General features: G+C 59.3%; 24 protein-coding genes. 17 read left to right on the forward strand and 7 right to left on the reverse strand.

The features are described 5' to 3' along the window. Positions 1-89 precede the first annotated feature (89 nt). From HGT1_RS17360 to HGT1_RS17405, 10 genes are all read left to right on the forward strand, one after another. A complete protein-coding gene (locus tag HGT1_RS17360) occupies positions 90-1,145 on the forward strand; it encodes a C4-dicarboxylate TRAP transporter substrate-binding protein (protein WP_176251219.1) in 1,056 nt (351 codons plus the stop codon). Between the two features lie 29 nt (positions 1,146-1,174). After that, a complete protein-coding gene (locus HGT1_RS17365) occupies positions 1,175-1,708 on the forward strand; it encodes a TRAP transporter small permease (RefSeq protein ID WP_176251220.1) in 534 nt (177 codons plus the stop codon). After that, entirely contained in the window at positions 1,708-3,048 is a 1,341-nt protein-coding gene (locus tag HGT1_RS17370) for a TRAP transporter large permease (protein ID WP_176251221.1), read from the forward strand. The genes HGT1_RS17365 and HGT1_RS17370 overlap by 1 nt, the downstream gene beginning before the upstream one ends. Then, positions 3,045-3,821, forward strand: a complete 777-nt coding sequence (locus tag HGT1_RS17375) for an IclR family transcriptional regulator (RefSeq protein ID WP_176251222.1) — start codon at positions 3,045-3,047, stop codon at positions 3,819-3,821. Before HGT1_RS17370 ends, HGT1_RS17375 begins: the two co-directional genes overlap by 4 nt. A 24-nt stretch (positions 3,822-3,845) precedes the next feature. Next, a complete protein-coding gene (locus HGT1_RS17380) occupies positions 3,846-5,942 on the forward strand; it encodes an FAD-dependent oxidoreductase (RefSeq protein ID WP_176251223.1) in 2,097 nt (698 codons plus the stop codon). 48 nt (positions 5,943-5,990) lie between these two features. After that, positions 5,991-7,196, forward strand: a complete 1,206-nt coding sequence (locus tag HGT1_RS17385; protein WP_176251224.1) for an acyl-CoA dehydrogenase family protein — start codon at positions 5,991-5,993, stop codon at positions 7,194-7,196. Next, complete coding sequence (locus HGT1_RS17390; RefSeq protein WP_176251225.1) at positions 7,193-8,326, forward strand: acyl-CoA dehydrogenase family protein; 1,134 nt, start codon at positions 7,193-7,195, stop codon at positions 8,324-8,326. The genes HGT1_RS17385 and HGT1_RS17390 overlap by 4 nt, the downstream gene beginning before the upstream one ends. After that, the gene (locus HGT1_RS17395) at positions 8,307-8,735 is read left to right on the forward strand and encodes a PaaI family thioesterase (RefSeq protein ID WP_037227793.1); all 429 of its coding nucleotides are present in this window, start codon (positions 8,307-8,309) and stop codon (positions 8,733-8,735) included. Before HGT1_RS17390 ends, HGT1_RS17395 begins: the two co-directional genes overlap by 20 nt. After that, positions 8,732-9,505 (forward strand): oxepin-CoA hydrolase, alternative type, encoded by a 774-nt coding sequence (locus HGT1_RS17400; RefSeq protein ID WP_176251226.1) that lies wholly within the window; start codon positions 8,732-8,734, stop codon positions 9,503-9,505. Before HGT1_RS17395 ends, HGT1_RS17400 begins: the two co-directional genes overlap by 4 nt. A 78-nt stretch (positions 9,506-9,583) precedes the next feature. Next, positions 9,584-11,077 carry a class I adenylate-forming enzyme family protein gene (locus HGT1_RS17405; RefSeq protein ID WP_176251227.1) on the forward strand — a complete coding sequence of 498 codons (1,494 nt, stop codon included), beginning with the start codon at positions 9,584-9,586 and terminating at the stop codon, positions 11,075-11,077. 81 nt (positions 11,078-11,158) lie between these two features. Here the strand turns inward: HGT1_RS17405 and rpe are convergent, their stop codons facing one another. The 7 genes from rpe to HGT1_RS17440 form a co-directional block, all read right to left on the reverse strand. Beyond that, the gene (gene rpe, locus HGT1_RS17410) at positions 11,159-11,848 is read right to left on the reverse strand and encodes a ribulose-phosphate 3-epimerase (protein ID WP_176251228.1); all 690 of its coding nucleotides are present in this window, start codon (positions 11,846-11,848) and stop codon (positions 11,159-11,161) included. A gap of 106 nt (positions 11,849-11,954) precedes the next feature. Then, positions 11,955-12,956 carry an NAD-dependent epimerase/dehydratase family protein gene (locus HGT1_RS17415; RefSeq protein ID WP_176251229.1) on the reverse strand — a complete coding sequence of 334 codons (1,002 nt, stop codon included), beginning with the start codon at positions 12,954-12,956 and terminating at the stop codon, positions 11,955-11,957. Continuing rightward, positions 12,953-16,156 carry a 2Fe-2S iron-sulfur cluster-binding protein gene (locus tag HGT1_RS17420; RefSeq protein WP_176251230.1) on the reverse strand — a complete coding sequence of 1,068 codons (3,204 nt, stop codon included), beginning with the start codon at positions 16,154-16,156 and terminating at the stop codon, positions 12,953-12,955. The genes HGT1_RS17415 and HGT1_RS17420 overlap by 4 nt, the downstream gene beginning before the upstream one ends. Before the next feature lie 114 nt (positions 16,157-16,270). Continuing rightward, positions 16,271-16,915: a nucleoside/nucleotide kinase family protein gene (locus HGT1_RS17425; RefSeq protein WP_176251231.1), complete on the reverse strand. Its 645-nt coding sequence runs from the start codon at positions 16,913-16,915 to the stop codon at positions 16,271-16,273. 24 nt (positions 16,916-16,939) lie between these two features. Then, entirely contained in the window at positions 16,940-17,995 is a 1,056-nt protein-coding gene (locus HGT1_RS17430) for a YeeE/YedE family protein (protein WP_176251305.1), read from the reverse strand. Positions 17,996-18,022: 27 nt separating this feature from the next. Continuing rightward, positions 18,023-18,358: a helix-turn-helix transcriptional regulator gene (locus HGT1_RS17435; protein ID WP_255200257.1), complete on the reverse strand. Its 336-nt coding sequence runs from the start codon at positions 18,356-18,358 to the stop codon at positions 18,023-18,025. Between the two features lie 70 nt (positions 18,359-18,428). Continuing rightward, the gene (locus HGT1_RS17440) at positions 18,429-18,809 is read right to left on the reverse strand and encodes a hypothetical protein (RefSeq protein WP_176251233.1); all 381 of its coding nucleotides are present in this window, start codon (positions 18,807-18,809) and stop codon (positions 18,429-18,431) included. A 68-nt stretch (positions 18,810-18,877) separates the two neighbouring features. Between HGT1_RS17440 and HGT1_RS17445 the strand changes: the two genes are divergently transcribed. The 7 genes from HGT1_RS17445 (at position 18,878) to soxB (ending at position 24,288) form a co-directional block, all read left to right on the forward strand. Further along, positions 18,878-19,618: a cytochrome c biogenesis CcdA family protein gene (locus tag HGT1_RS17445; RefSeq protein WP_176251234.1), complete on the forward strand. Its 741-nt coding sequence runs from the start codon at positions 18,878-18,880 to the stop codon at positions 19,616-19,618. 26 nt (positions 19,619-19,644) lie between these two features. Further along, positions 19,645-20,211, forward strand: coding sequence for a thioredoxin family protein (locus HGT1_RS17450; protein ID WP_176251306.1), 567 nt, complete (start codon positions 19,645-19,647; stop codon positions 20,209-20,211). A 112-nt stretch (positions 20,212-20,323) separates the two neighbouring features. Beyond that, positions 20,324-20,797, forward strand: coding sequence for a sulfur oxidation c-type cytochrome SoxX (soxX, locus tag HGT1_RS17455; RefSeq protein ID WP_176251235.1), 474 nt, complete (start codon positions 20,324-20,326; stop codon positions 20,795-20,797). A gap of 37 nt (positions 20,798-20,834) precedes the next feature. Further along, positions 20,835-21,254: a thiosulfate oxidation carrier protein SoxY gene (gene soxY, locus HGT1_RS17460; protein ID WP_176251236.1), complete on the forward strand. Its 420-nt coding sequence runs from the start codon at positions 20,835-20,837 to the stop codon at positions 21,252-21,254. A gap of 22 nt (positions 21,255-21,276) precedes the next feature. After that, complete coding sequence (gene soxZ / locus HGT1_RS17465; RefSeq protein ID WP_176251237.1) at positions 21,277-21,606, forward strand: thiosulfate oxidation carrier complex protein SoxZ; 330 nt, start codon at positions 21,277-21,279, stop codon at positions 21,604-21,606. A gap of 27 nt (positions 21,607-21,633) precedes the next feature. Then, positions 21,634-22,488 carry a sulfur oxidation c-type cytochrome SoxA gene (soxA, locus tag HGT1_RS17470; protein ID WP_176251238.1) on the forward strand — a complete coding sequence of 285 codons (855 nt, stop codon included), beginning with the start codon at positions 21,634-21,636 and terminating at the stop codon, positions 22,486-22,488. Between the two features lie 96 nt (positions 22,489-22,584). Then, positions 22,585-24,288, forward strand: a complete 1,704-nt coding sequence (gene soxB / locus HGT1_RS17475) for a thiosulfohydrolase SoxB (protein WP_176251239.1) — start codon at positions 22,585-22,587, stop codon at positions 24,286-24,288. Positions 24,289-24,306: the final 18 nt, after the last annotated feature.

Genomic DNA, 24,306 nt, shown 5'->3' on the forward strand with positions numbered 1-24,306 from the left:
TGCGGGTTGTGAATTCCGACCCTAGGTTCCATCATGACATAGTGAAACCATGTTTCGCATAGTGAAACAATTTCTTGGGAGGGAAATTCATGTCCTTTATCAAAAATCTGTCCTTTGCCGCTGTTCTGGGCGTTGCTGCCTCTGTTGCGGGTGCTGAAACCGTCTTGATCCACGGTGAAGCCGGACCAAACCGTGGCGCACGCGCAAACGCATTGCAGTGGTTCGCCGATCAGGTTGCCGAGCGTTCCGCCGGTGATCTGCGCATGGATATCCAATGGGGTGGCGCGCTGTTCAAGGCAAACGCGGCCGTTCAGTCCATCGCCGATGGCGTTGCCGACACAGGGTCGGTTATTGCCGTCTACTATCCGCAAGAGATGGCCGCCTATGGCATCGCGGATTTGCCTGTAAACAACCCTGATGCATGGGTCGGTATGCGTGCAACGGATGAACTGATGCGCACAAACCCTGCCATCGCCGAAAACCTTGCCGACAAGAACCTTGTCTATATCGGCACATGGACCACCAGCCAGGTCAACATCGGCTGCAAAGGCGATGCAATCCGGTCGGTCGCTGACATCGCAGGCAAGAAAGTGCGCGGCGTTGGCGCATATGGCAAAGTCTTTGGCGAAGAAGGTGCCAACATGGTCAACATGTCGATCTATGACGCGTACCAAGGGCTTGATACCGGTTTGATCGATTGCAGCCAGGGCTATTCCTATGCGGTTGCCGCGCTGAAGCAGGCCGAAGTGATCGACAGCTACACAATGCTGAACTGGGGCCAGGTTGGCGGTTTGGGTATCTTCATGAACAAAGACATGTTCGATTCCCTGACAGCGGAACAGCAAAACGTGCTGACCACCACCGGTGCCGACATGGCCGACGAATTTGGCCGCATGATCACCACAGCCAATGAAAACGCCATTGCATCGATGAAAGAACAGGGCGTCGAAATCATCGAACTGCCCGCAGAAGAGCGCGCAAAGCTGGTTGCGGGCGGTCAGAAGTTTCTGGGCGAATGGGCCGAGACCGCAAAAGCAGCGGGCCTGCCTGCCGACCAGATGCTGGAAGACTACGCCGCAATGATCGCCAAATACACGCAAGAGCGTGATACAAACGGCTATCCTTGGGCAAAAGCCAGCAACTAAACCATAGTTTTGAGGGAGGAGACGGGACCATGTTGGTACCATTAGAGAAAATCCTGCTGGGATTGGGCGCGGTTGCGGTCATCCTGCTGGGGGTCTTGATTACAACCAATGTGGTCGCGCGCGCTGTCTTTTCCTCAAGCGTGCCTGACAGCGTCACCATGGTGCGGGAATTGATGGTCGCGGCCATCCTTCTGCCCCTTGGTGCCGCCACGGCCAACCGCGCCCATATCAGCGTCGCGTTTGTGTCTGACCGGTTCGGGCCGCGTTTGCGGTCCTGGCTGATCGTTCTGGGGTCGGTGATGGGGATGATCGCCCTGGCCGCCCTGATCTATGCCGGTACCCGCGAATTCCTCAGCGTTTGGGAAAAGGGCAGCTTTTTTTACGGCGACCTGAACCTGCCGAAATGGCCCGGACGTCTGCTGTTCATCATCGGCATCGGGGCCTGTTGGCTGCGTCTGGCCGAACTGGCGATCCGCGACATCCGCACAATTCTGTCGGGCGGCATCGTATCGGACGAACAGAACCACACCATCGAAGCATTCGCTGAAAAGGAGGCGCTGTAATGGACGCGTCAACCATTGGTCTGATCGCATTTGGTGCGGTCCTGTTTTTGCTGGCCATGCGCGTGCCTATTGCCTTTGCGCTGGCATCGGTCGCGACAATCGGCACCTTCTTTATCTTTGCGTTCCGCACCGGCACCTTTATGCCCGAACGCGCCATTCGTGCCACCACGTCGATGGTGTTCTCGAATTCCTTCGATCTGATCCATTCCTATGATCTGTCGATGATCCCGCTTTTCGTGGCGCTGGGCCATATCGCCTATCGCGCCGACATCACGACCAAGATTTACCACGCGGCCAAGGTCTGGCTGACCCGCTTGCCCGGCGGTGTCGCAATGGCGTCCGTCATGGGCTGCGGCGGCTTTTCGGCGATCACCGGCAGTTCGATCGCCTGCGCATCGACGATGGGCCGGATTTGCACGCCTGAAATGCTGCGCATGGGCTATGACCCGCGTCTTGCCACCGCATCGGTGGCGGCAGGGGGCACGCTGGGGTCGCTGATCCCGCCATCTGTCTTGTTCATCATCTACGGTATCTTTACCGAAACCTCGATCTCGTCCCTGTTTCTGGCGGGTGTGTTGCCGGGCCTGTTGACGCTGGCGGGGTTCATCCTCGTGATCGCGGTCTGGGTCTGGTATTCACCTGAAATCGCCCCCCCAACCGACGTGCGCTATTCCTCGTCTGAACGCTTTCGGGCCGCGATTGAGAGCTGGCCCGCGGTCATGTTGTTCGTGCTGATCATCGGCGGCATCTATGGTGGTATCTTTACCGCGACCGAAGCGGCGGCTGTCTGCGTGGTCGCGGCGACATTGATCGGCTTTGCCCAAGGCAAGCTGAACCTGCAAGGTCTGTGGGACGCGGTCAAGGAAACCTGCATCCAGACCTCGGCGATCTTTTTCATCGCGGCGGGTGCCAAGATTTTCGTGGCCTTTATCGCGCTGACCAATGTTGCGCCGATGATCGTGAATGTTGTGTCTGATGCGCAGCTTTCCGTGGTGGCCCTGATGATCGCGATTGCGGTGATCTATCTGGTGCTGGGCATGTTCCTTGATCCCATCGGCATCATGGTTCTGACCCTGCCGCTGATGATCCCGCTGGTTGAAAGCTATGACCTGAACCTGATCTGGTTCGGTGTTGTGGTGATCAAGCTGCTTGAGATCGGCCTGATTACACCGCCTGTGGGCCTGAACGTGTTCGTGATCGCCAACGTGGTCGGCAAGGACGCCCCGATCGACAAGATCTTTGCCGGGATCACACGGTTCCTCAGTGTGGACTTTATCGTGCTGATCCTGATCATGTCCTTTCCGATGATTTCCTTGCTGATCCCCTTGGGCGCGCGATGACCACAGAAGGAACAGACCGCAAGTTTGCAAACACCCTTGCCCGTGGGCTGGCCGTCTTGCGCGCCTTTCGGGCAAGCGACAGCGGTCTGACCCACGCGCAAATCTCCGAACGCACGGGCCTGCCAAAGCCGACGGTTTCGCGGCTGACCTATACCTTGTGCGAACTGGGGTATCTCAGCCACGGCGGGCGCAATGACCGCTTTCGCCTGGGGCCGTCGGCCATTGCGTTGGGCTCGGTCGCATCGGTTGCGGTCAATTTCCTTGATCTGGCGTCCGAGGCGATGCAGCAATTGGCCGATGATACGGGCACGCTGGCGCTGGTGGCGGTGCGCGACGATTCTAAGATGCTGCTGGTGCGCACATGGCGTCCGCGCAACGCATCGACCATCTGGCTTGAGCCGGGGCACCGGATTCCGGTGTTTGGGTCGTCCTCTGGCATGGCCGTCGTGGCGTCACTTGGCGAAGAACGCTTTGCGCAGTTGACGCCCCAAAAGGATATGCGAGAGTTCCGGTCGGAGGGATATTCGCAATTGATCGGGCAAGGTTTCACATATGCACCCAAGGGTACGCGCTATGCACGCACCATAAATGCCGTAAGCGTCCCCTATTTCGCCGAGGAATTCGGCGAGCCGGTGGCGTTTACCTGCGGGGCCATGCCCGGTGATCTGTCCGATGAACGTATCCGAGACGAAGTCGGCCCTGCGCTGCGCGAACTTGTACGCGCGCTGGAACAACGCACAGGCCGCACCCCGGCGCTCAGCCGCCGCGACTAAGGTGAATAGACAGGAAATTGACAGATGAGCGATAAAATCAACTACACCCGCAAAGGCGACATTGCCGTGTTGCGCATTCAGAACCCGCCGGTAAATGCATTGTCGCATGCCGTGCGCGAAGGTCTGGTTGCGGGCATAGCCCAAGCCGAAGCCGACGCAGGCGTCAAAGCGGTGGTGATCGTCGGCGAAGGCCGCGCCTTTATCGCTGGTGCCGATATCACCGAATTTGGCAAAACCCCGCTGGAACCCTATCTGCCCGATGTCTGCAAGCGGATCGAAGCCTCGCCGCTGATCGTTGTCGCGTCGATGCATGGCGTGTCCTTGGGCGGGGGGCTCGAGATCGCATTGTCGGCGCATTACCGCGTTGCGCAGCCATCGGCCCGTGTCGGCCTGCCCGAAGTGCATCTGGGCCTGATCCCCGGTGCCGGTGCCACGCAGCGTCTGCCGCGTTTGGTCGGTGTGGATGCATCGCTTGATCTGATCACCTCGGGCCGTCAGGTCAAAGCGGACGAAGCGCTGAAGCTGGGCATCATCGACAAAATCGTCGAAGGCGACCCCGAAGAGGTCGGTCTGGCCTATGCGGAAACTCTGGTTGCCGAGGCAGCACCACGCCGTGCGGTCAGCGAAATGCCTGCCGCGCAAGCGATTGACTGGGATGCCGCCTATGACGGCACGCTGAAAAAAGGCCGTGGCCAGATTTCCCCCGCCCATGCCGTGCGCGCGGTTCAGGCTGCTTCCGAGCTGCCGTTCGACGAGGGGATGCTGGCCGAACGCAAGATCTTCATGGACCTGATGGAAACCGATCAACGCCAAGGCATGATCCACGCGTTTTTCTCGGAACGTGCAGTGGGGAACCTGCCAGAGCTGAAAGGCGTCACGCCGCGCGGATTGCAGTCGATCGGGATCATCGGCGGCGGCACAATGGGCGCTGGCATCGCCACGGCGGCGCTGCTGGCCGGGTTCAACGTCGTGCTGATCGAAATGACGGCCGAGGCTGCCGACGCCGCACGGGGCCGCATCGCGGGCAACCTGTCGGGGGCGCTGAAGCGTGGCAAGATCAGCCAGATGAAATACGACGCGATGACCACCACCGCGCTTGAAGTGTCGATCAACTATGACAGCCTTGCCTTGGTTGATCTGGTGATCGAAGCCGTGTTCGAAGACATGGACGTCAAGAAAGACGTGTTCGGCAAGCTGGATGCGGTGTGCAAGCCCGGTGCGATTTTGGCGTCGAACACATCCTATCTGGACATTGACGAAATCGCCGCCAGCACCTCGCGGCCTGAAGATGTGATCGGGCTGCACTTCTTCTCGCCCGCGCATATCATGAAACTGCTCGAGGTGGTTGTGGCCGACAAGACCGCACCCGACGTCGTCGCAACGGGCTTTGCGCTTGGCAAGGCGCTGAACAAGATAACGGTTCGGGCCGGCGTTTGTGACGGCTTTATCGGCAACCGCATTCTGGCGACCTACCGCACCGCTGCCGATCACATGGTACTGGACGGCGTGCTGCCCTATCAGATCGACAAGGCGCTGGTTGATTTCGGCTTTGCTATGGGGCCCTTTGCTGTGGGCGATCTGGCGGGGCTTGATATCGGCTGGGCCACGCGCAAACGCAAGGCGGCCACACGTCATCCGGCTGAACGCGTGCCGACATATCCTGACAAAATCTGCGAAGGCGGTAACTTTGGCCAGAAGACCGGCAAGGGCTATTATATCTACGAGGCAGGCACCCGTGGCGGCATTCCGAACCCCGACGTGCCCGTCTTGATCGAGGCCGAGCGCAAGGAGCGGGGCATCACCCCGCGTGATTTCACAGATGCCGAAATCGTGCGCCGCTATATGGCCGCGATGGTGAACGAGGCCGCAAAACTGCTGGGCGAAGGCATCGCGAAGCGTCCCCTCGACGTCGATATGGTGCTGCTGTTTGGCTATGGCTTCCCGCGCTATTGGGGTGGCCCGATGAAATGGGCCGACCTGCAAGGGTTGCCCGCGTTGCTGGCCGATATCGAAACCTACGCCAAGGAAGACGCATGGTTCTGGGAACCGGCACCGCTGCTGAAACAACTGGTGGCGGAGGGTCGCAGCTTTGACGATCTGAACAAAGAAGCCGCTCAATAATTGAACAAGGGCGCAATGCCCGAACGACATAAACCGGAGGAAAGATTAATGGATCTGAGCTATAGCGACGAAGAAAAGGCATTCCGCGCCGAAGTGCGCGCCTTTCTTGAGGAAAAACTTCCCAAGGAAATGAGCGATAAAATTCGCAAAGGCGAAGAGCTGGGCAAAGCGGGACAAGAAGAATGGCACGCCATTCTGAACGCCCAGGGCTGGCTGGCCCCGAACTGGCCCAAGAAATTTGGCGGTGCCGAATGGAACGCCGTTCAGCGCCACATTTTCGAGGAAGAAGCCGCCGCACATTATGCCCCGCGCATCGTGCCGTTCGGTCTGTCGATGCTGGCCCCCGTGCTGCAAAAATTCGGCTCGCAAGAGCAGAACGATTACTGGCTGCCCCGCATCCTGTCGGGCGAAGACTGGTGGTGTCAGGGTTATTCCGAACCGGGTGCCGGTTCCGACCTTGCCTCGCTGAAAACCGAGGCCGTGCTGAACGAAGAGGGCACGCATTACATCGTCAACGGTCAGAAGACCTGGACGACCCTTGGCCAGCACGCCAACATGATCTTCTGCCTTGTGCGCACCGACAAGAAGGTAAAGCAGCAAGAAGGTATCTCGTTCCTGCTGATCGACATGGATAATCCCGGCGTCGAAGTCCGCCCGATCATCCTGCTGGATGGCACCCACGAGGTGAACGAAGTCTGGTTCACCGATTGCAAGGTTCCGGTCGAAAACCTTGTCGGCAAGGAAAACGAAGGCTGGACCTATGCCAAGTACCTGCTGACCCACGAACGCACCAACATCGCAGGCGTCGGGTTCTCTCAGGCCGGTCTGACCGCGGTCAAGCGGATCGCACGCGCCGAAATGTCCGGCGGCAAGCCGTTGATGGAAAACCCGCACTTTGCGGCACGTGTTGCACGGGTTGAAATCGACCTGATGGCGATGAGCACGACCAATTTGCGCATCGTTTCCAAGGCGGCGGCAGGTGCGGCACCGGGTGTTGAATCCTCCATGCTCAAGGTCAAAGGCACGATCATCCGTCAGGAAATCAACGATCTGGCCCGCCGTGCGGCAGGTGCCTACGCGATGCCATTCGCATCCGAAGCGATTGAGGGGTCCAACCTTGCCCTGCCTGATCCGTTGAACGCAGGCCCCGTGGCCGCGCAATATTTCAACAACCGTAAACTGTCGATCTTTGGCGGCTCGAACGAAATCCAGCGCCAGATCATTGCCAAAACAACGATGGGAGGTGGAGCATGAACTTCGACCTGACAGAAGAACGCCAAATGCTTCAAGACAGTCTGCGCCGTTTCCTGCGCGACAAATACGATACCGCGACACGCAACAAGATCCTTGAAAGCGACACAGGGTTTTCCGCCGACATCTGGAACGGCCTTGCCGAACTGGGTGTCATCGGCGCGTTGTTCACCGAAGATCAGGGCGGCTTTGGCGGCGCTGGTTTCGACCTCGCGGTGGTGTTCGAAGAGCTGGGCCGCGCAGGCGTGGTTGAGCCCTTCCTTGATACGGCTGTTCTGGGCGGTGGTCTGATCGCCGAACTGGGCAATGACGACCAAAAAGCCCATGTCGAAGAAATTATCGGCGGCGCGCTGCAACTGGCGTTTGCCCACGGCGAACCTACCAGCCGCTATGATATGAACCGCGTCAGCACCACGGCCAAGGCCGATGGCGACAACATCGTGTTGAACGGCCGCAAGGCTGTCGTCGTGAACGCCGAAAACGCCGACATGCTGGTTGTGTCTGCGCGCGAAAGCGGTGACGTGGCAGACGAGGATGGCATTTCGCTGTTCCTGGTGCCTGCCGACGCCAAAGGCATCACGCTGCAAGGCTATGCCCTGCTGGCCGGTGGCCGTGCTGCGGAAATCACGCTGGATGATGTGACTGTGCCTGCCTCTGCCCGTCTGGGTGACGCTGGCAAGGCATACCCCGCGATCGAGGCACGTATCGCCGCCGCAAACGTCGCGATCTGTGCGGAAACGCTGGGTGCAATGGAAACCGCTTGCCGTCTGACGCGCGACTATCTGATGACGCGCAAACAATTCGGCAAACCGATTGGCACGTTCCAGGCGCTGGCGCACCGCATGTCCGACCTGTTGATCGAGATGGAGCAGGCACGCTCTGCCGTGATCGTCGCGGCTGGCCATCTGGAAGCCGGATACAAGAGCCGCGAAAGCCATGTATCTGCTGCCAAGAACCTGCTGGGCCGCGCTGGCCGTCTGGTTGCCGAAGACAGCATCCAGATGCACGGCGGTATTGCCATGACCCAGGAATACGAACTGGCCCATATCGCCAAGCGTATCATCATGTCAGACCACCGCTTTGGCGACACCGACCACCATCTGGAGCGCTACATTGCCATCGCAGCAGCCTGACGAAAGCTTGCTGATCCGGGACGAGACCGGCACCCAAACGCTGGTCGGGTATGTCGTTGACATATCCGATCCGCCCCACGGGCGCTGTTACCTTGATCTGGGTCCGCAACACCTCAACCGGCACGGCGTCCTTCATGGCGGTATCGCGGCCACTTTGCTGGATAACGCATGTGGCATGACCGGATCGCTGAGCGTTGATCCCAAAGGTCTGAACCCGTTCTTGACGATCTCGTTGACCACGCAGTTTCTGGCAGCGGGTAAACCGGGGCGGGTCACTGCCACGGGTCGCATCAAGGGCGGCGGGCGCAGCCTGCTTTATATCGATGCGGAACTGGTCCACGAAGACGGCACCGTGATTGCCACATCGACGGGCGTGTTCAAACGCGTCCCACAGGAGAAACTGACATGAGCGCACGGATTGAGGACAAGGGTGACCGGATCATCGTCTGGAACGGCAATGCCCATAAACGCGGTGCCCTGTCGCCCGAACTGTACGCCTGCATCAAGCAGGCGATTGAACTGGCTGCCGCACCCCGTGTTCGCGCGGTCATCCTGACCTCCGAGGGCGATTTTTTCTGCGCAGGCGGAGACCTGAACGTGTTGATCGCGCGCCGCGACCTGCCCGAGGACGTGCGCCGCAGCAAGATCGACCAATTGCATGATCTGGTGCGCGCGATCCGCAACAGCCCGGTGCCCGTGATCGCCGCTGTTGAGGGCGGTGCCGTCGGTGCGGGTCTGTCCTTTGCGCTGGCCTGCGACCTGATTGTCGCCGCGAAAGGTGCCAAATTCACTGCTGCTTACGTGAAAGCTGGCTTGGTCCCCGATGGCGGTCTGACCGCGTCGCTGGCCCGCGCCTTGCCGCGTCAGTTGGCGATGGAGATGTGTTTGCTGGCGTTGCCTGTCACCGTCGACCGGATGCATGACCTTGGCGTCGTGAATGCGCTGGCCGAACCGGGGGCGGCGATGGAGGGTGCGATGGCCTATGCCGACCGTCTGGCCCAGGGCCCGCGTCAGGCGCAATCTGTCATTCGCGGCCTTGTCGCCCAAGCCTATGACGTGACCGAGGCCGCGCAACTGGACGCTGAACGCAACGCCATGGCCCATGCCGCTGGCGCGGATGAAGCTGCCGAAGGCATTGCCGCCTTCCTGGAAAAGCGCAAACCGAATTACGGCGGCTGACACGCTGCCAAACTGAATATGCACTTTGCGGCCCAAGCCGGCCCAAAGCGAAAATACCTGCGAGGAGGCAGAGCTATTATGGCGCGCGTAGAGCAATATCTTGAGCAACAGATCACATCACGGGGTGATGCAGCTGCCCTAAGCGATAGCGTCGGCACCCGCTGGACATTCAATGATCTTGGCAAAGCCTCGGATGCGGTGGCTGACCAGTTGAGAGCGGCGGGCGTTCAGCCAAACGACCGGGTCCTGCTGCTGTCGGAAAACTGCGGCGCTGCCGTGGCCACGATCTTTGGCACCTGGAAAGCCGGTGCTGTGATCATCCCCGTCAACGCCCGCCAGACCGAGGGCGAGGTGAAACGCATTCTGGATCACGCCGCACCTGCTGCCGTGTTGATGACCACCGGCGCATCGCCGGATGCGGTAAAACATGCCGAAGCCATGGGCGCGCAGGAGATCACCGGCGCATTCGGATCGCTGCATCTGGCCACGCCCATTGCCAGCAATCCTGACGCCGACCTAAGCGATGTTGCCGTCCTGCTGTACACAACGGGCACCACGGGCGACCCCAAGGGCGTGATGCTGACCCATGAAAATGTGCGCTTTGGCGGCATGACCTCGGCCAATTTGCGCGGCATGACGCCGGGTGACGTGGTTTACGGCGTGTTGCCGCTGACCCATGTATTCGGGCTGTGTTCGGTGCTGACCGCATCCTGCTATATCGGGGCCGAAGTCCGGCTTGAAGCGCGTTTTTCGGCTGAAAAGCTGTATAAAGCGTTGACGTCGGGGGTGAATTTCCTGTCCGCCGTGCCACAGATGCACGCATTGCTGATGCAATACACCAAGGAAAAAGGGCTGACCCAGCTGAATTCCGAAACCCTGCGTTATGTGTCTTCGGGGGCCGCACCGCTGGACCCTGCCTGGAAACGCAAGGCCGAAGGGTTCTACGGCGTGGCGATCCAGAACGGCTACGGCATGACCGAAACCACTGCCGGCACATCGGCAACGTCCAACCCGATCGGATCGCCCGATGTATCCGTCGGCCCGCCACTGGCAGGAATCGCGGTCAAGATTGACGACACCGTCGAAGGCGGCAGCCCCGGCACAGGCGAAGTGCTGACCCGTGGCCCGCACATCATGAAGGGCTATTACAAGAACCCCACCGAGACCGCGAAAGTGGTCGATGCCGAGGGCTGGCTGCGCACCGGTGATTTGGGCAAGCTGGACGAACAGGGCCTGCTGCATATCCTTGGCCGGTCGAAAGAGCTGATCATTCACGGCGGGTTCAACGTGTACCCACCCGAGGTCGAAGCCGCGATCAACGACCACCCGCAGGTGATCCAGTCTGCCGTGATCGGACGCAGCAAGGACGGCGACGAGGAGGTGCTGGCATTTGTCCAGATCGCCGAGGGCGACACTTTGGCCCCCGACGATCTGCGCGCTTTTGTGAAAGAGCGGTTGACGGGATACAAACGGCCCAAGCATATCATCATCGGCACTGCCTTGCCTGCGGCACCCACGGGTAAGATCCTGAAGCACAAGTTGATCGAGACGTTCAAAGATCAGCTTTCCTGAACCCCATTGAAATAAAAAAAGGCCGGCCCCCCATGATGGAAGGCCGGCCTTTTCATGCGCATCGCATCGTTCGTTCGAGGTTTAGACGTAAACGCCCGACGCCGCAGCGCGGATCGCGCGGATGTTTTCGCCGTAAGGGGCCGGATCGCTGGCCGACCCACCCCGGAACACAGCCGATCCTGCCACCAGTACATCCGCACCGGCCTGCGCCACGCTGGGGGCTGTCTTCACATCGACGCCGCCATCAATTTCGATATGGATCGGACGGTCGCCGATCATGGCGCGCAGGGTTTTGATCTTGTCGGTCATGTTGATGAACTTCTGACCGCCAAAGCCGGGGTTCACGGTCATCACACAGACCAGATCGGTGATATCAAGCAGATGCTCGACCGCCGAGGCCGGCGTGCCTGGGTTTAGCGCCACACCTGCCTTGGCCCCTGCGCCGCGGATCGCCTGAAGCGTGCGGTGGATATGGGGGCCGGCCTCGACGTGGGCGGTGATGAAATCGGCACCGGCCTGCGCGAAGGCATCAATATAGGGATCAACGGGGGCAATCATCAGATGCACGTCCATGATGCCCTTGATATGCGGGCGGATCGCCGCACAGGTCGTGGGGCCAAAGCTGATGTTGGGCACAAAATGCCCGTCCATCACATCGACATGGACCCAATCCGCGCCTTGCGCTTCGACGGCGGCGCATTCTGCCCCGAAATTCGCGAAATCGGCGGCAAGGATGGAGGGGGCGATTTTGATAGAACGATCAAACGACATGTTTCTGGGCCTTATTGGGAGGGTTGAGCGCGATATAAGCATTGGCAGTGCCGGTGGCAATCGGCGGAGCCTTCGGCGAGGATTTTAGACCATTTGGAAATCAGGGTCAGATTTTATAATAGTCGCGATACCAGTCGACGAAGTTTTGCAAGCCGGTTTCAATCGGGGTGACGGGGCGCTGGCCTGTGAGGTTTTGCAGCAAGGTGGCATCGGCCCAGGTGGCGGGCACATCGCCGGGTTGCATGTCGTGGTAGGTCTTGATCGCTTCGCGCCCGCAGGCTTTTTCGATGGCGGCGATGAAATCCATCAGCGGCACGGGGCTGTCATTGCCGATGTTGACGACGCGGAAGGGTGCGACGTTGGACAGGCTGTCGTTTTCAACGGGCGTGTCACCGGGCACGGTGTCGATCAGCGCAAGGATCGAGGCGGTCAGATCGTCGATATAGGTGAAGTCACGCTTCATGTCGCCGTGGTTGTAGATGTCGATGGGGTCGCCGTTCAGGATCGCTTTGGTGAATTTGAAATGCGCCATGTCGGGGCGGCCCCATGGGCCATAGACGGTAAAGAACCGGAACATGGTGATCGGCAGATGATACAGATGCGCATAGCTGTGGGCCATGTTTTCAGTCGCCTTTTTGGTGGCGGCGTAGAAGGACATTTGCGTGTCGGCCTTTTGGGTTTCGGCATAGGGCATTTGCGTGTTGGAGCCATAGACCGAGGAGGTCGAGGCCAGCAGCATATGCGCGGGGGGATAGGCGCGGGCGGCTTCGAGCAGTTCAAACGTGCCGATCAGGTTCGCCTCGACGTAGTCGCGCGGCGCGTCGATGGAATGGCGCACGCCCGCCTGGGCGGCCAGATGCACCACCGCGTCGGGGCGGTGCTGTTCGAACAGCGCCATCAACGTGCCGGGCGTTTCCAGCCGGTCGTTGATCACGCTGAACCCTGCATGCTGGTTCAGCATCGCCTGGCGGCGTTTCTTGAGGGCGACATCGTAGTAATCCGACAGGCAGTCCAGCCCGATGACTTTCCAGCCGGCCTCCAGCAGCGCGATGCTTGTGAAATAGCCGATAAATCCTGAGGAACCTGTGACAAGGGCCGTGCGCGTCATAGTTCAATCTCCAATACGCCATTCGGGTCGGCCGCGCGGGACTGGCACAGGATGATTTCGGTTTCGCGCTGGTGGGCGGAAAGGACGAAATCGCGATGCTCGGCCTTGCCCGACAGCAGCTTGCATTTGCAGACCCCGCATATGCCATCGGCGCATTTGATGTCCAGTTTGATATCTGCGGCAATCAGCGCATCGCTGGCGGATTGATCCGCGCCCACGGGGATCTCGCGGCCATCCGGCAGGCGCAGGGTAAAGGGGTGATTGACATATTCGGGCTGCACGGGGGGTGCGAAATATTCCAGATGCAGCGCGTCATCGGGCAGGCCGCTGGCCCTGCCTGCGTCCATCACCGCCTGCATATAGGCGTCAGGCCCGCAGGTGTAGACATGGGTGCCCTGTATCGCCTGCGAGATCAGCGTAGCCAAATCGGCGCGGGTGTTTTCCGCGCTTAGGTGGATGTGGACGCGGTCAGACCAGGGGGCCTGCGACAGAAGGTCGGTAAAGGGGGCCGCTGCACGCCACGGGGCCGAGTAATGCAGTTCAAACGGTTTGCCGATGGCATGCAGGCGATGGGCAAAGGCAATCATCGGCGTAATGCCGATACCGCCGCCAAACAGCAGGCTGTGGGGGGCGTCCTTGATCAGTGGGAAATGGTTTGCCGGGGTCGAGACGAAAACCCGCCGCCCTTGGGTAAAGATGCGGTGCAGCAGGGCGGAGCCGCCCCGGCCCGCATCCTCGCGCAGCACCGCGATTGTGTAGCTGCTGCGATCGGCAGGATCACCAAGCAGTGAATAGGGGCGCAGGTATTCGGGGGCGACAACCAGATCAAGATGCGCGCCAGCTGTCCAGGGCGGCAGATCAGCGCCATCGGGGCGGGCGAATTCATACAAGGTTACGGCCCTGCTAAGGGGGCGGACCGACACGATGCGCAGGTCAAGCACAGGCGTGGCTGTTCCGGCATCATAAAGGTGCAGATGCGCGGTTTCGCCTGCCGCTGTGCGCGCGCGGTGTACGTCGGCGGTGATCAGGGCAGCGTGCGCCTTGATCCCTGCCTCGCGGTTCATCGGGTCGGGATAGGGCCAGGGATGCGGGGCAAGCGGGGCGGGGTAGACGGCCAGGGTTTGATCTTCGGCACGCAGTTTGAGGTCGGGTTGAAGGCCGCGGGCGTTGACCGGATGGGTGGGCGATGTGACCGTGCCGTTGCGCTGCTGTTCGATGTCCCACCACCATTTTTTCGCAGGGTTCAAACCGCCACGGCCCAAGGTGTCATCCAGCCGCGCCAGCAACGGGGCCGCGGCGGGGATGGTGCTGGCGGCCCAGCGAAACGGAGCTTCGGCGAACAGCCCTTCGAGGTTCCACGGGCAGGTTTTCATGCAGCGCCCACACATCGACCCGCCCTTGTTGGTGATCCGGTAGGTGGCGCATTTCTGACTGTCGGATTTCCAGATCTCGTAGCCGTTGAACATCTTTTTGGGGCCAGCGGTGATCGCGCCAGACGGGCATTCGCGGGCGCATTTATTGCAGGCCTCGCAGAATTTTTGCAGGCCGAAATCAATCGGTTTGTCATGGGTGACGGGCATGGTGTGGGTGACCACGCCGGATTTCAGCCGCGGGCCAAGGAACGGGTTCAGGATCACCTCTCCGATGCGGCTGACTTCGCCAAGGCCCGACAGCAGCAACAGGGGTGGCTGCAACACATCGCCATCCATCACCGTATGGGCCTTGGCGTCAAAGCCGAGATTGCGCAGATGCTGCGCCAGAATGCCGCCCAGAACCGAAAACCGCAGATAGGCGCGCATGGATTGGGCGGTGCTGATCCAGTCATCGCCGGAGGCACCCTCCATCGTGTCAAAGCCTTGGTCGATCACCACGCTGAGCGCTTGGTCGTGGGGCGGGGTGATCGGCGTGCCAGTTGCGTCATGGCTGTACCATGTCCAGTCAGGGCAGGCGGACAACCCTGCCGCATCGACCCCCAGAAAATACGCCGCCGCTTTCAGGTTTGCGGCGTTTCGCGCGGCACCTGCATCCTGTGCCGTCGGGGCGCGGGGACCCTTTTGCAGCAGGATCAGCGCGCCCAGCAACCTACGTTGCGCCGAGGCAGGGGCAGATTTGACGATATGTTGGCCGTCTTTCATGGCGTCCTGCACTTTGGGCCCCATGTCGCCAAACTGGCCGCGCGCAAACATATCCGTGCGCTTGGGGATGCGCGGCACATTGGCGGCGTCAATATAGGTGGTGGGGCTGTCGACCCGCTTGAGGGTCTCGAACGGGTGGGGGCCATCGACAAAGCTGCGCTTGGCATAGGGGTCGTGGGTCCGGGCGTTGGCCCCGCCATGGGTGCCAAGCTGCCACGCCAGCCCGCGCAAGACAGATGCGGGTTGCTGCGCCAAGGGGCATAGCGGCAGGTCCGCGGCCATTGGCATGTCGGTCGTGATCGCGGCAAGCCCATAGCGTTGGCCCAGCCAAGGCGCGCAAGGCGCATCGTCCTGCATCACGGTCAGGCCCGCCGCCAGCGCGAGTTTCGGCAGATGCACATCGCTGCAGGTCGACGAATGGGCGCGGGCATCAAAGCCGAGGATGCGGATATATTCCGCCAGAATGGTGGCTGTTTCAGTGGCACGCAGGGACGCACGTTGGGCTTGGGCGTCGATGATCCAGTCGGACCCTTTTTCGGTTTGCGCAGGATCACGCGGATAGGCGACCAGCACGACAATCGCGTGGGTGTGGTGGGGGACCGTCGCGGTGTCCGCGCCAGCAGTATCGTGCAGATCGGCCATGATTGCGTCGATGCCGGTGGCCAGCGTTTTGGTCTGGCGGTGTTTCAGATCCTCGACCAGGGCTGCAACATCGGGGTTCTTGCGCGGCACCCGCAGGAAGGCAGATGCGGGCAGGGCGCAAACCCCCATCATCGAGGCGTCGTTGTAATAGCCAAACGCCTTGAGGTGCTGCGCCCGTTCCACAGGGTCATCGGGAATTTCGGCTTTGGTCTCCTTCACCTTGCCCGACCTCAGGGCATCCATCATCGCCTGAAGCGGGCCCATCGCGTTGATGATGCTTTGGGGTCTTTCAGGTGCGCAAAACGAGACGGTTGGAAACGGGATTTCCGGAAACTCCGCAGGCGGTTCGGCCTTCCTGCGCAGGCGTTCAAGCGGGTAGGGGCCAAGATGGACGGGGCGCGATTTACCGGAAAAAATCTTCATAGGGTGAACCGTGCCACCGGGGAGGCGGAAAAGACAGCGTAAAGATAATCGGCGTTTGAAAGGCGGCTGTTGCGGCCTCTTGGTCGTCAGGCCGATGCGCGTTCCTGAAAGCGGCTAGGCGGTCGGCCCCGCGAGGGTTACCTCAAGATCGCAGGGCATACGCTGCGCATAAAGGCGGCGCGCATTTGCCATGTCGTTGCCATCGGCACGGGTTTCGGCCTGTGCTTGGGTGTGGTCATGAGCCAGCCAGCGCTCAACCAGCCGCGCGCGCAGGATATCCGGCGGCACATTCAGGAATATCCGGAAATCCCAAAGCTCGTATAAGTCGCGCCAGCCTGTGTCATCGAACAGCAAATAATTGCCCTCAACGATCACGGTTTTCACACCGTCGGACAGCGCGCCACCATCGGGAACAGACCTGTCATTGCTGCGGTCAAACGTCGGAAAGGACACCGCGTCGCGGGTGCCAAGTCGCGCAACCAGATCGGTCAGGCCCGCCACGTCAAATGTTTCCGGCGCGCCTTTTCGGCTGCGCAACCCGCGCAGATCCAGATCGGCGTTGTCCAGATGAAACCCGTCCATCGGAACAACCTGGGTGCGGTGCCCCTGGGCGGTCAGGTGATCCGCGATTTTGTCGGCAAAGGTGGATTTTCCGCTGGCAGGGGCACCGGCCAAAGCGACCAGACGGCGTTTTCCCGCAACGGGGGCAGACAGGATCGCGGCACAGATATCTGCAAGGGTCGGATCGGTTTCGGTCATCTTTGCCCCATCTTTCGGCTGATCTTAGTCGATACGGCTAAAGCCTTCGACCAATTGGCGCAAGCCGATCACGGCCCCCAAAACAATACAGGCCAATGTCACAGGCGCGCTATAGGCCAAGACCGAAAATGCCGATAACCCCTGTCCGACGCTGCATCCGACGGCAACAACCGCCCCGAAGCCCATCAAGACGGCCCCGCCCATCTGGCGGCGCAATTCGCGGGGGTCTTCGCAGGCTTCCCACCGCATATGACCCTTGATCAGGCATCCGGCCAGCGCCCCCAGAATGACGCCCGCAACAGACCCCGTGCCAAAGCTGATGGTGTTGCCCGAGGACGTCATGAGGTACAATAACGTCTCGCCCACAGGGGCGGTGAAGGTGTGCGAAATGACGATGCTGCGGTCAAATCCGTTAGCGGAAATCCACTGGGTGGCGGCCCAGCCCGAAACAACGGCAACACCAACGACGGCACCCCAGAAAATGGAGGCAGGGCTGGCCCTCAACCCCTTGTGCAGCAAGGTCACAGCGACCAGCAAAACGCCAGCCGTGATGCCGACAATATGCAGATCGACGGGGATATGGCGGGCGACCAGATGCGCCAGACCGGGGGTATGGGTGCCCACCTCGGATGTCGGGAATAATGCCAGACGGGTTGAGGAGAGCGGACCGCCAAGCGCCACATAGCCCGACACGCCCATGACGACCGATATCATAAACGACCGCAAGTCACCGCAGCCCATGCGCGCCAATGCGCCGTAACCGCAGTTGCCTGCAATCGCCATGCCATAGCCGAAGGTCAAGCCGCCGATGATGCTGGCATAGGGGTTCCATGCAAGGGAAAGGTATAATGTGTGGCTGAGGTCCAGTAACCCGCCCGCGGATAGGCCGAATGTCCCGATCAACGCGACGCCAAGGGCAATGCCCCACATGGCAAAACGGGTGGAGGTGGCACCATAATACAGGTCTTCGATGGCACCCAGTGTGCAAAACCGGCCAAGCCGCGCCGCAAGACCCAGCAAAACCCCACCGAACAATCCGGCAAAGGCCATCAACGCGGGCTCGGAAAACCGGTCCAACATCAGCGCACCCATTCCGGTCATTTCAGATCAGTCTGCGCGACAGAAAAGATCATAGACAACTTCCATGATCTGCTTTGGGCGTTCATCCGCAAGGCGGTAAAAGATGGTCTTGCCATCCCGGCGCGGGATCACCAAACCTTCAAGCCGCAACCGCGACAGTTGTTGGGAAACAGCGGCCTGCCGTGCCGACAGCAGTTCTTCGAGTTCGGTCACGGATTTTTCGCCCGATGCCAGATGGCACAAGATCATGAGCCGTCCTTCGTGGCTGATCGCCTTGAGAAAGTTGGAAGCATGAACAGCGTTTGACGCCATTTTGTCGAGGTCTTCGGCACACATGTTTTTGTCAAATACGGGTAAGCCCACTGGACGGTTTCCTTCGTACATTTTTCATAGTCAAGACTGCAGTGGCCATTCCAAAACAGCATTTAACGCCTCAGCTTCCGTTCGGCGGCATCATCAAATTATTATCATACATTATCTTTTCCAATACACCCCAAAAGAAATCCTCGCCCGGATAGCCTTCGATGCGGGAAATTTCCTGCCCGTCGACCACCAGAATAAAGGTTGGCGTGAACCGCAGGCTGCGCGCGAACGTCAGGTCGGACGGCGTGTCGGCCTTGATATCAATGCGGCGCAGGGGGGCGGTTTTGCCGGCTTCGGTTTTGGGATAGATCGGCGCGATCTCGTCATTCCAGCGGGCGCACCACATGCAGCCTTTTTCCTCGGCCATGATCAAAGAAGCCTCGGCCGAGGCTTGGCCCGACAGTGTTGCCAGAGCCAGAAAAGCAAAAAGGACAGCGCGGATACGTGACATGAAAAGACCTGTTGATTTCGTATAACATAATGCGAATATGTGCATGACACAAGATAAAGGCAGCCCTCATGCTTGAAATTACGTTTATTGGCGCTGCGGTTGCCGGGTTGCTCTCCTTTTTGTCGCCCTGCATCCTGCCGATCGTGCCGTTCTACCTGAGCTATCTGGCGGGTGTCGGGATGAACCAGATCACCGCAGACGGGCCGGTAGATGCCGCTGTGCGCCGCCGCGCTGTGCTGGCGTCGCTGTTTTTCGCCGCCGGTGTCATTACCATTTTCATGGGGCTGGGGGCTGCGGCGTCCACCTTTGGTCAGGTGGTCCGAGAGTATTTCGACTATCTGCGCTGGATTGCGGCGGCGATCATCATCGCCATGGGGCTGCATTTTCTGGGCGTGATCCGCATTGGAATCCTGTACCGTCAGTTCCGGTCGGACGCCGGTGATACCGGATCGACCAGCCTGATCGGGGCCTATGTGATCGGGCTTGCTTTTGCCTTTGGCTGGACGCCCTGCGTGGGGCCGGTCCTGGCGGCAATCCTCTTTACGGCTGCGGGTACCGATACCGCGACCAATGGTGCGCTGCTGTTGTTTACCTATGGCGTTGGCATGACCGCACCTTTCGTTCTGGCCGCGATGTTTATTGGCCCGTTCATGCGGTGGATTGCGCGGTTTCGCCAGCATCTGGGCACCGTGGAGAAGGTCATGGGCGTTTTGCTGATCATCTTTGGTCTGCTGATCGCAACAAATTCGATGAACTATATTGCGCAATGGATGATTGAGACCTTTCCGATTTTTGGTGGCATCGGATAAATTGCGCTCAACAAGGAGTGATCATGATGAAGCTTTTGAAAGCCTGCCTGACCGTGGTTGCCGTCGCCTTGTCCGGTTCGGCCTTTGCCGCTGAATTGGGCGATGACGGTCTGCACAAAACCGAATGGATGCGCGACACCTTCAAGGATCTGAACGAGGATCTGGCCGAAGCCAATGCCGAAGGCAAACGCCTGATGCTGACCGTCGAGCAGCGCGGCTGCATCTATTGCGCGAAGATGCACGAAGAGGTGTTTCCTCTGCCCCATATCGATGCCTACCTGAAAGAGCATTTCTTTGTCGTGCAGATCAACATGTTCGGCGATGTCGAAGTGACCGATTTCGACGGCGAATCCCTGCCCGAAAAAGACATGGTGCGCAAATGGGGGATGCTGTTCACGCCGACGCTGGTGTTTTTGCCCGAAGAAGTGCCCGAAGGTAAGACCGCAGCAACCGCAGCGGTCGCGACAGTGCCGGGGGCGTTTGGGCCGGGCACGACCTTTAATATGCTGCAATGGGTGGTGGATAAGGAATACGAGGGCGACGAGCCGTTCCAGAAGTATCTTGCGCGCAAGCTGCAAGAGCAGGGCAACTGAACTGGCCCGCCTTGATCGCGCTAACTAAAAATTCACAAAAGCGAATTTATAGTTGCGTCAATTTGGCGCTGAGTCTACGCTAGTATACAAATAAGAGTCTTTGGGAGGACACATGAGAGTTTCAATATACGCCTTTGTTGCGTCAGTTGGGGTTGCTACCAGCGCATTTGCCGCAGAAGTCGCACCATCCGACGTGAGCTATACGGACGGTGCGGTCGAGATGTCTTTGACAGGTGTTGCCGGCAACCCTGAAGAGGGCGCTAAGATCGTTGGCAGCAAAAAGCTAGGCAACTGCGTGGCATGCCACGAAGTCAGCGCTTTGCCAGACATCGCGTTTCAGGGCCTGATCGGCCCCGCGCTTGACGGTGCCGGCGACCGCTGGAGTGAAACCGAACTGCGCGGCATCGTGGCAAACGCCAAGATGATGTTCGAGGGCACGATGATGCCGTCCTTCTACAAGAACACCGGCTATATCCGCCCGGGCAACGCCTATACGGGCAAAGCCGCCGATGACACGCTGGGGCCGCTTTTGTCGGCGCAGCAAGTTGAAGATGTCGTGGCATATCTCGCCACGCTCAAAGATTAAAAGCCCCGCAAAAAGGGGTTTGTTCAGGAGTATGACAATGGAATTCACAAGACGTAATGCGATCGTCATGGGTGCAGGCGCATTTGCCGCGCTGGCGCTGCCAAAGCTGGCCATCGCGGCCGGGGGCGAAGACGCAATTGCCGCCTTTACCGGTGGCGCAGAAATGGCGGACACGGGCGTAACACTTACCGCGCCCGAAATTGCTGAAAACGGTAACACCGTGCCAATCGAAGTTGACGCCCCCGGCGCGACCGAGATTATGGTTCTGGCGATGGGCAACCCGACACCGGGTGTGGCGACGTTCGCTTTCGGCCCTCTTGCCGGATCGCAGCACGCGTCCACACGTATTCGTCTTGCGGGTACGCAAGATGTGGTGGCGATCGCCAAAATGGCTGACGGGTCCTTTGCGAAAGCATCGAGCACGGTAAAAGTGACAATCGGCGGCTGCGGCGGCTAAGGCTTTATAAGGAATTAATGAAATGGCATCTGGTGTAAAACCCCGCGTCAAAGTACCAAAATCGGCAGCAGCAGGTGAATCAATCACCATCAAAACGCTGATCAGCCACAAGATGGAATCCGGCCAGCGCAAAGACGCCGACGGCAACGTGATTCCACGTTCGATCATCAACCGCTTTACCTGCGATTTTAATGGTCAAAATGTAGTGGATATCACGCTTCAGGCGGCGATCTCGACCAACCCATACCTTGAATTCGACGCTCTCGTGCCAGAGGCCGGGACGTTCACCTTTACATGGTATGACGATGATGGCGACGTCTATACAGACACAAAAGACATCGCAATCGGTTAAGCGTCTGCATTCTCGGGAGGAATAAGAATGAATAAATTCACCAAAGGTTTAAGCGCCTGCATGACCGCGATTATCGTGGCATCGGGTGCAATGGCCGAACCAGCAGACGACAATCTGGTCATCAACGAAGATATCGAAATCGTAACCCGCACAGCCGCGCCTGCGCATCTTTCTGATGTCATGGACGAAGTTATGTCGGGTTGGTTGTTTCGTGGCGAGGAAACCCGCGCCATGGAACGGGATGATTTCGACAACCCGGGCATGATCTTTGTCGAAAAGGCCGAAGAAACCTGGAACACTGCTGACGGTACCGAAGGCAAATCCTGCGCGGATTGCCATGGCGCATCAAGCGACATGTCAGCCGTACGCCCTGTATATCCGAAATACGTCGAAGCCGCTGGCGAAGTGCGTACCTTGGAAATGCAGATCAACGATTGCCGTGAAAACCGCATGGGTGCCGAAAAGTGGAAATACACTGGCGGCGACATGGTTAACATGACGGCGCTGATGGCGTCTGTTTCCCGTGGCTTGCCTGTGAACGTCGCCATCGACGGTCCTGCGCAATCCACATGGGAACAGGGCAAGGAAATCTATTACACACGTTTTGGTCAGCTTGAGCTGTCCTGCGCGAATTGCCACGAAGACAACTATGGCAACATGATCCGCGCGGACCACCTGAGCCAGGGCCAGATCAACGGTTTCCCCGCCTACCGTCTGAAGAACAGCAAGCTGAACGCAGTTCAGGACCGCTTTAAGGGCTGTGTCCGTGACACCCGCGCCGAAACATTCGCGCCGGGCAGCCCCGAATTCGTGGCGCTGGAACTGTATGTCGGCTCGCGCGGTAACGGTCTTTCTGTCGAAGGCCCGTCGGTCCGTAACTAAACTACTCGGCCCCGCCTTACTTTCGTAGGGCGGGGTTTTTCGTCCATTACTTATTCAAACATGCGCATGTGAATGCGCGAAATTAAGGCAAGTCGCATGATTTCTCGTCGTGATTTTCTTCAGGCCAGCATGGCTGCAACCGCCCTTTACGGGGCATCGTCTTTTGGCAACTGGGGCAAGCTGGCCGCACAGCAGGCGCTGACCCAAGACAAGTTGCTTGAATTTGATACCTTCGGCAATGTCAGCCTGATCCACATCACCGACATTCACGCGCAACTAAAGCCGATCTATTTCCGCGAACCGTCGATCAACATTGGCGTTGGCAACAACAAAGGGGCCGTGCCCCATGTCACCGGTTCTGATTTCCGCAAGCTTTACGGCATCGACGATGGCAGCCATTCTGCTTACGCGCTGACCTATGATGATTTCTCGTCGCTGGCCAAGGGGTATGGCAAGATGGGTGGTCTTGATCGCGTGTCCACCGTGATCAACCAGATCCGCGCCGACCGGCCCGATGCCTTGCTGCTGGATGGCGGCGACACATGGCATGGCAGCTATACCTGCTATCAGACCCAAGGTCAGGACATGGTTAACGTCATGAACGCGCTCAAGCCTGACGCGATGACGTTCCACTGGGAATTCACGCTGGGGTCAGACCGCGTCAATGAAATCGTCGAAGGGTTGCCCTTTGCCGCCCTTGGCCAGAACATTTTTGACGCCGAATGGGACGAACCGACCGAACTGTTCCCCCCCTACAAGTTCTTTGAATCCGGTGGTGTGAAAATTGCCGTGATCGGGCAGGCTTTCCCTTACATGCCGATTGCCAACCCCGGTTGGATGTTCCCCGAATACACTTTTGGTATCCGTGACGAACGGATGCAGGAAATGGTCGACGAAGTCCGCGCCAAAGGGGCCGAACTGGTTGTCTGCCTGAGCCACAATGGTTTTGACGTAGACAAGCAGATGGCCGGAATTGTGACTGGCATTGACGTGATCCTGTCGGGTCACACCCACGACGCGCTGCCCGAACCTGTTTTGGTGGGCGAGACGATCATCGTTGCGTCGGGGTCGAACGGCAAATTCGTCAGCCGCGTCGATCTGGACGTGCAGAATGGCCGCATGATGGGCTTCCGCCACAAACTGATCCCGATCTTCTCGGACGTGATTGAACCCGACAAGGCGATTACTGCACTGATCGACGAACAGCGCGCGCCCTATGCTGATCAGCTCAGCGAAGTTATCGGCAAAACCGCCGACGACACGCTGCTGTACCGCCGTGGCAATTTCAACGGCTCGTGGGATGATCTGATCTGCGACGCGCTGCTGTCCGAGCGCGAGGCCGACATCGCGCTGAGCCCCGGCGTTCGCTGGGGGCCGTCGATCCTGCCCGGTCAGGAAATCACCCGCGAAGACATCTGGAACGTCACCTCGATGACCTATCCCGAAGCGTACCGCACGGAAATGACCGGTGAATTTCTGCATGTCGTGCTGGAAGACGTGGCCGATAACCTGTTCAACCCTGATCCCTATTACCAGCAGGGCGGGGATATGGTGCGCACCGGCGGGCTTGGCTACCGCATTGACGTGACCAAACCCCAAGGCAGCCGCATTACCGAAATGACCCTGCTGAAAACAGGCGAGCTGATTGATCCGGCCAAGACCTATCAAATTGCCGGCTGGGCCTCTGTTAACCAGGGCACCGAAGGTCCGCCGATCTGGGACGTGGTCGAAAGCCATATTCGCAAGCTGGGCACCGTATCGCTCGCTGAAAATACCAGTGTAACCGTCGACGGCGTTTAACGTCGAAATTTAACTAAG

Source organism: Sulfitobacter sp. HGT1, from assembly GCF_013282155.1.
Classification (GTDB): Bacteria; Pseudomonadota; Alphaproteobacteria; order Rhodobacterales; family Rhodobacteraceae; genus Sulfitobacter.

What these genes read in the sequence shown, in the direction of transcription:
- HGT1_RS17370 (WP_176251221.1), top strand. Translation starts at nt 1,708, where the DNA reads ATGGACGCGTCAACCATTGGTCTGATCGCATTTGGTGCGGTCCTGTTT.
- HGT1_RS17440 (WP_176251233.1), bottom strand. Translation starts at nt 18,809, where the DNA reads ATGTCACGTATCCGCGCTGTCCTTTTTGCTTTTCTGGCTCTGGCAACA.
- HGT1_RS17385 (WP_176251224.1), top strand. Translation starts at nt 5,991, where the DNA reads ATGGATCTGAGCTATAGCGACGAAGAAAAGGCATTCCGCGCCGAAGTG.
- HGT1_RS17445 (WP_176251234.1), top strand. Translation starts at nt 18,878, where the DNA reads ATGCTTGAAATTACGTTTATTGGCGCTGCGGTTGCCGGGTTGCTCTCC.
- HGT1_RS17425 (WP_176251231.1), bottom strand. Translation starts at nt 16,915, where the DNA reads ATGACCGAAACCGATCCGACCCTTGCAGATATCTGTGCCGCGATCCTG.
- soxZ (WP_176251237.1), top strand. Translation starts at nt 21,277, where the DNA reads ATGGCATCTGGTGTAAAACCCCGCGTCAAAGTACCAAAATCGGCAGCA.
- soxX (WP_176251235.1), top strand. Translation starts at nt 20,324, where the DNA reads ATGAGAGTTTCAATATACGCCTTTGTTGCGTCAGTTGGGGTTGCTACC.
- HGT1_RS17450 (WP_176251306.1), top strand. Translation starts at nt 19,645, where the DNA reads ATGAAGCTTTTGAAAGCCTGCCTGACCGTGGTTGCCGTCGCCTTGTCC.
- HGT1_RS17420 (WP_176251230.1), bottom strand. Translation starts at nt 16,156, where the DNA reads ATGAAGATTTTTTCCGGTAAATCGCGCCCCGTCCATCTTGGCCCCTAC.
- HGT1_RS17360 (WP_176251219.1), top strand. Translation starts at nt 90, where the DNA reads ATGTCCTTTATCAAAAATCTGTCCTTTGCCGCTGTTCTGGGCGTTGCT.
- soxA (WP_176251238.1), top strand. Translation starts at nt 21,634, where the DNA reads ATGAATAAATTCACCAAAGGTTTAAGCGCCTGCATGACCGCGATTATC.
- HGT1_RS17415 (WP_176251229.1), bottom strand. Translation starts at nt 12,956, where the DNA reads ATGACGCGCACGGCCCTTGTCACAGGTTCCTCAGGATTTATCGGCTAT.
- soxB (WP_176251239.1), top strand. Translation starts at nt 22,585, where the DNA reads ATGATTTCTCGTCGTGATTTTCTTCAGGCCAGCATGGCTGCAACCGCC.
- HGT1_RS17390 (WP_176251225.1), top strand. Translation starts at nt 7,193, where the DNA reads ATGAACTTCGACCTGACAGAAGAACGCCAAATGCTTCAAGACAGTCTG.
- HGT1_RS17400 (WP_176251226.1), top strand. Translation starts at nt 8,732, where the DNA reads ATGAGCGCACGGATTGAGGACAAGGGTGACCGGATCATCGTCTGGAAC.
- HGT1_RS17365 (WP_176251220.1), top strand. Translation starts at nt 1,175, where the DNA reads ATGTTGGTACCATTAGAGAAAATCCTGCTGGGATTGGGCGCGGTTGCG.
- rpe (WP_176251228.1), bottom strand. Translation starts at nt 11,848, where the DNA reads ATGTCGTTTGATCGTTCTATCAAAATCGCCCCCTCCATCCTTGCCGCC.
- HGT1_RS17405 (WP_176251227.1), top strand. Translation starts at nt 9,584, where the DNA reads ATGGCGCGCGTAGAGCAATATCTTGAGCAACAGATCACATCACGGGGT.
- HGT1_RS17380 (WP_176251223.1), top strand. Translation starts at nt 3,846, where the DNA reads ATGAGCGATAAAATCAACTACACCCGCAAAGGCGACATTGCCGTGTTG.
- HGT1_RS17375 (WP_176251222.1), top strand. Translation starts at nt 3,045, where the DNA reads ATGACCACAGAAGGAACAGACCGCAAGTTTGCAAACACCCTTGCCCGT.
- HGT1_RS17430 (WP_176251305.1), bottom strand. Translation starts at nt 17,995, where the DNA reads ATGTTGGACCGGTTTTCCGAGCCCGCGTTGATGGCCTTTGCCGGATTG.
- soxY (WP_176251236.1), top strand. Translation starts at nt 20,835, where the DNA reads ATGGAATTCACAAGACGTAATGCGATCGTCATGGGTGCAGGCGCATTT.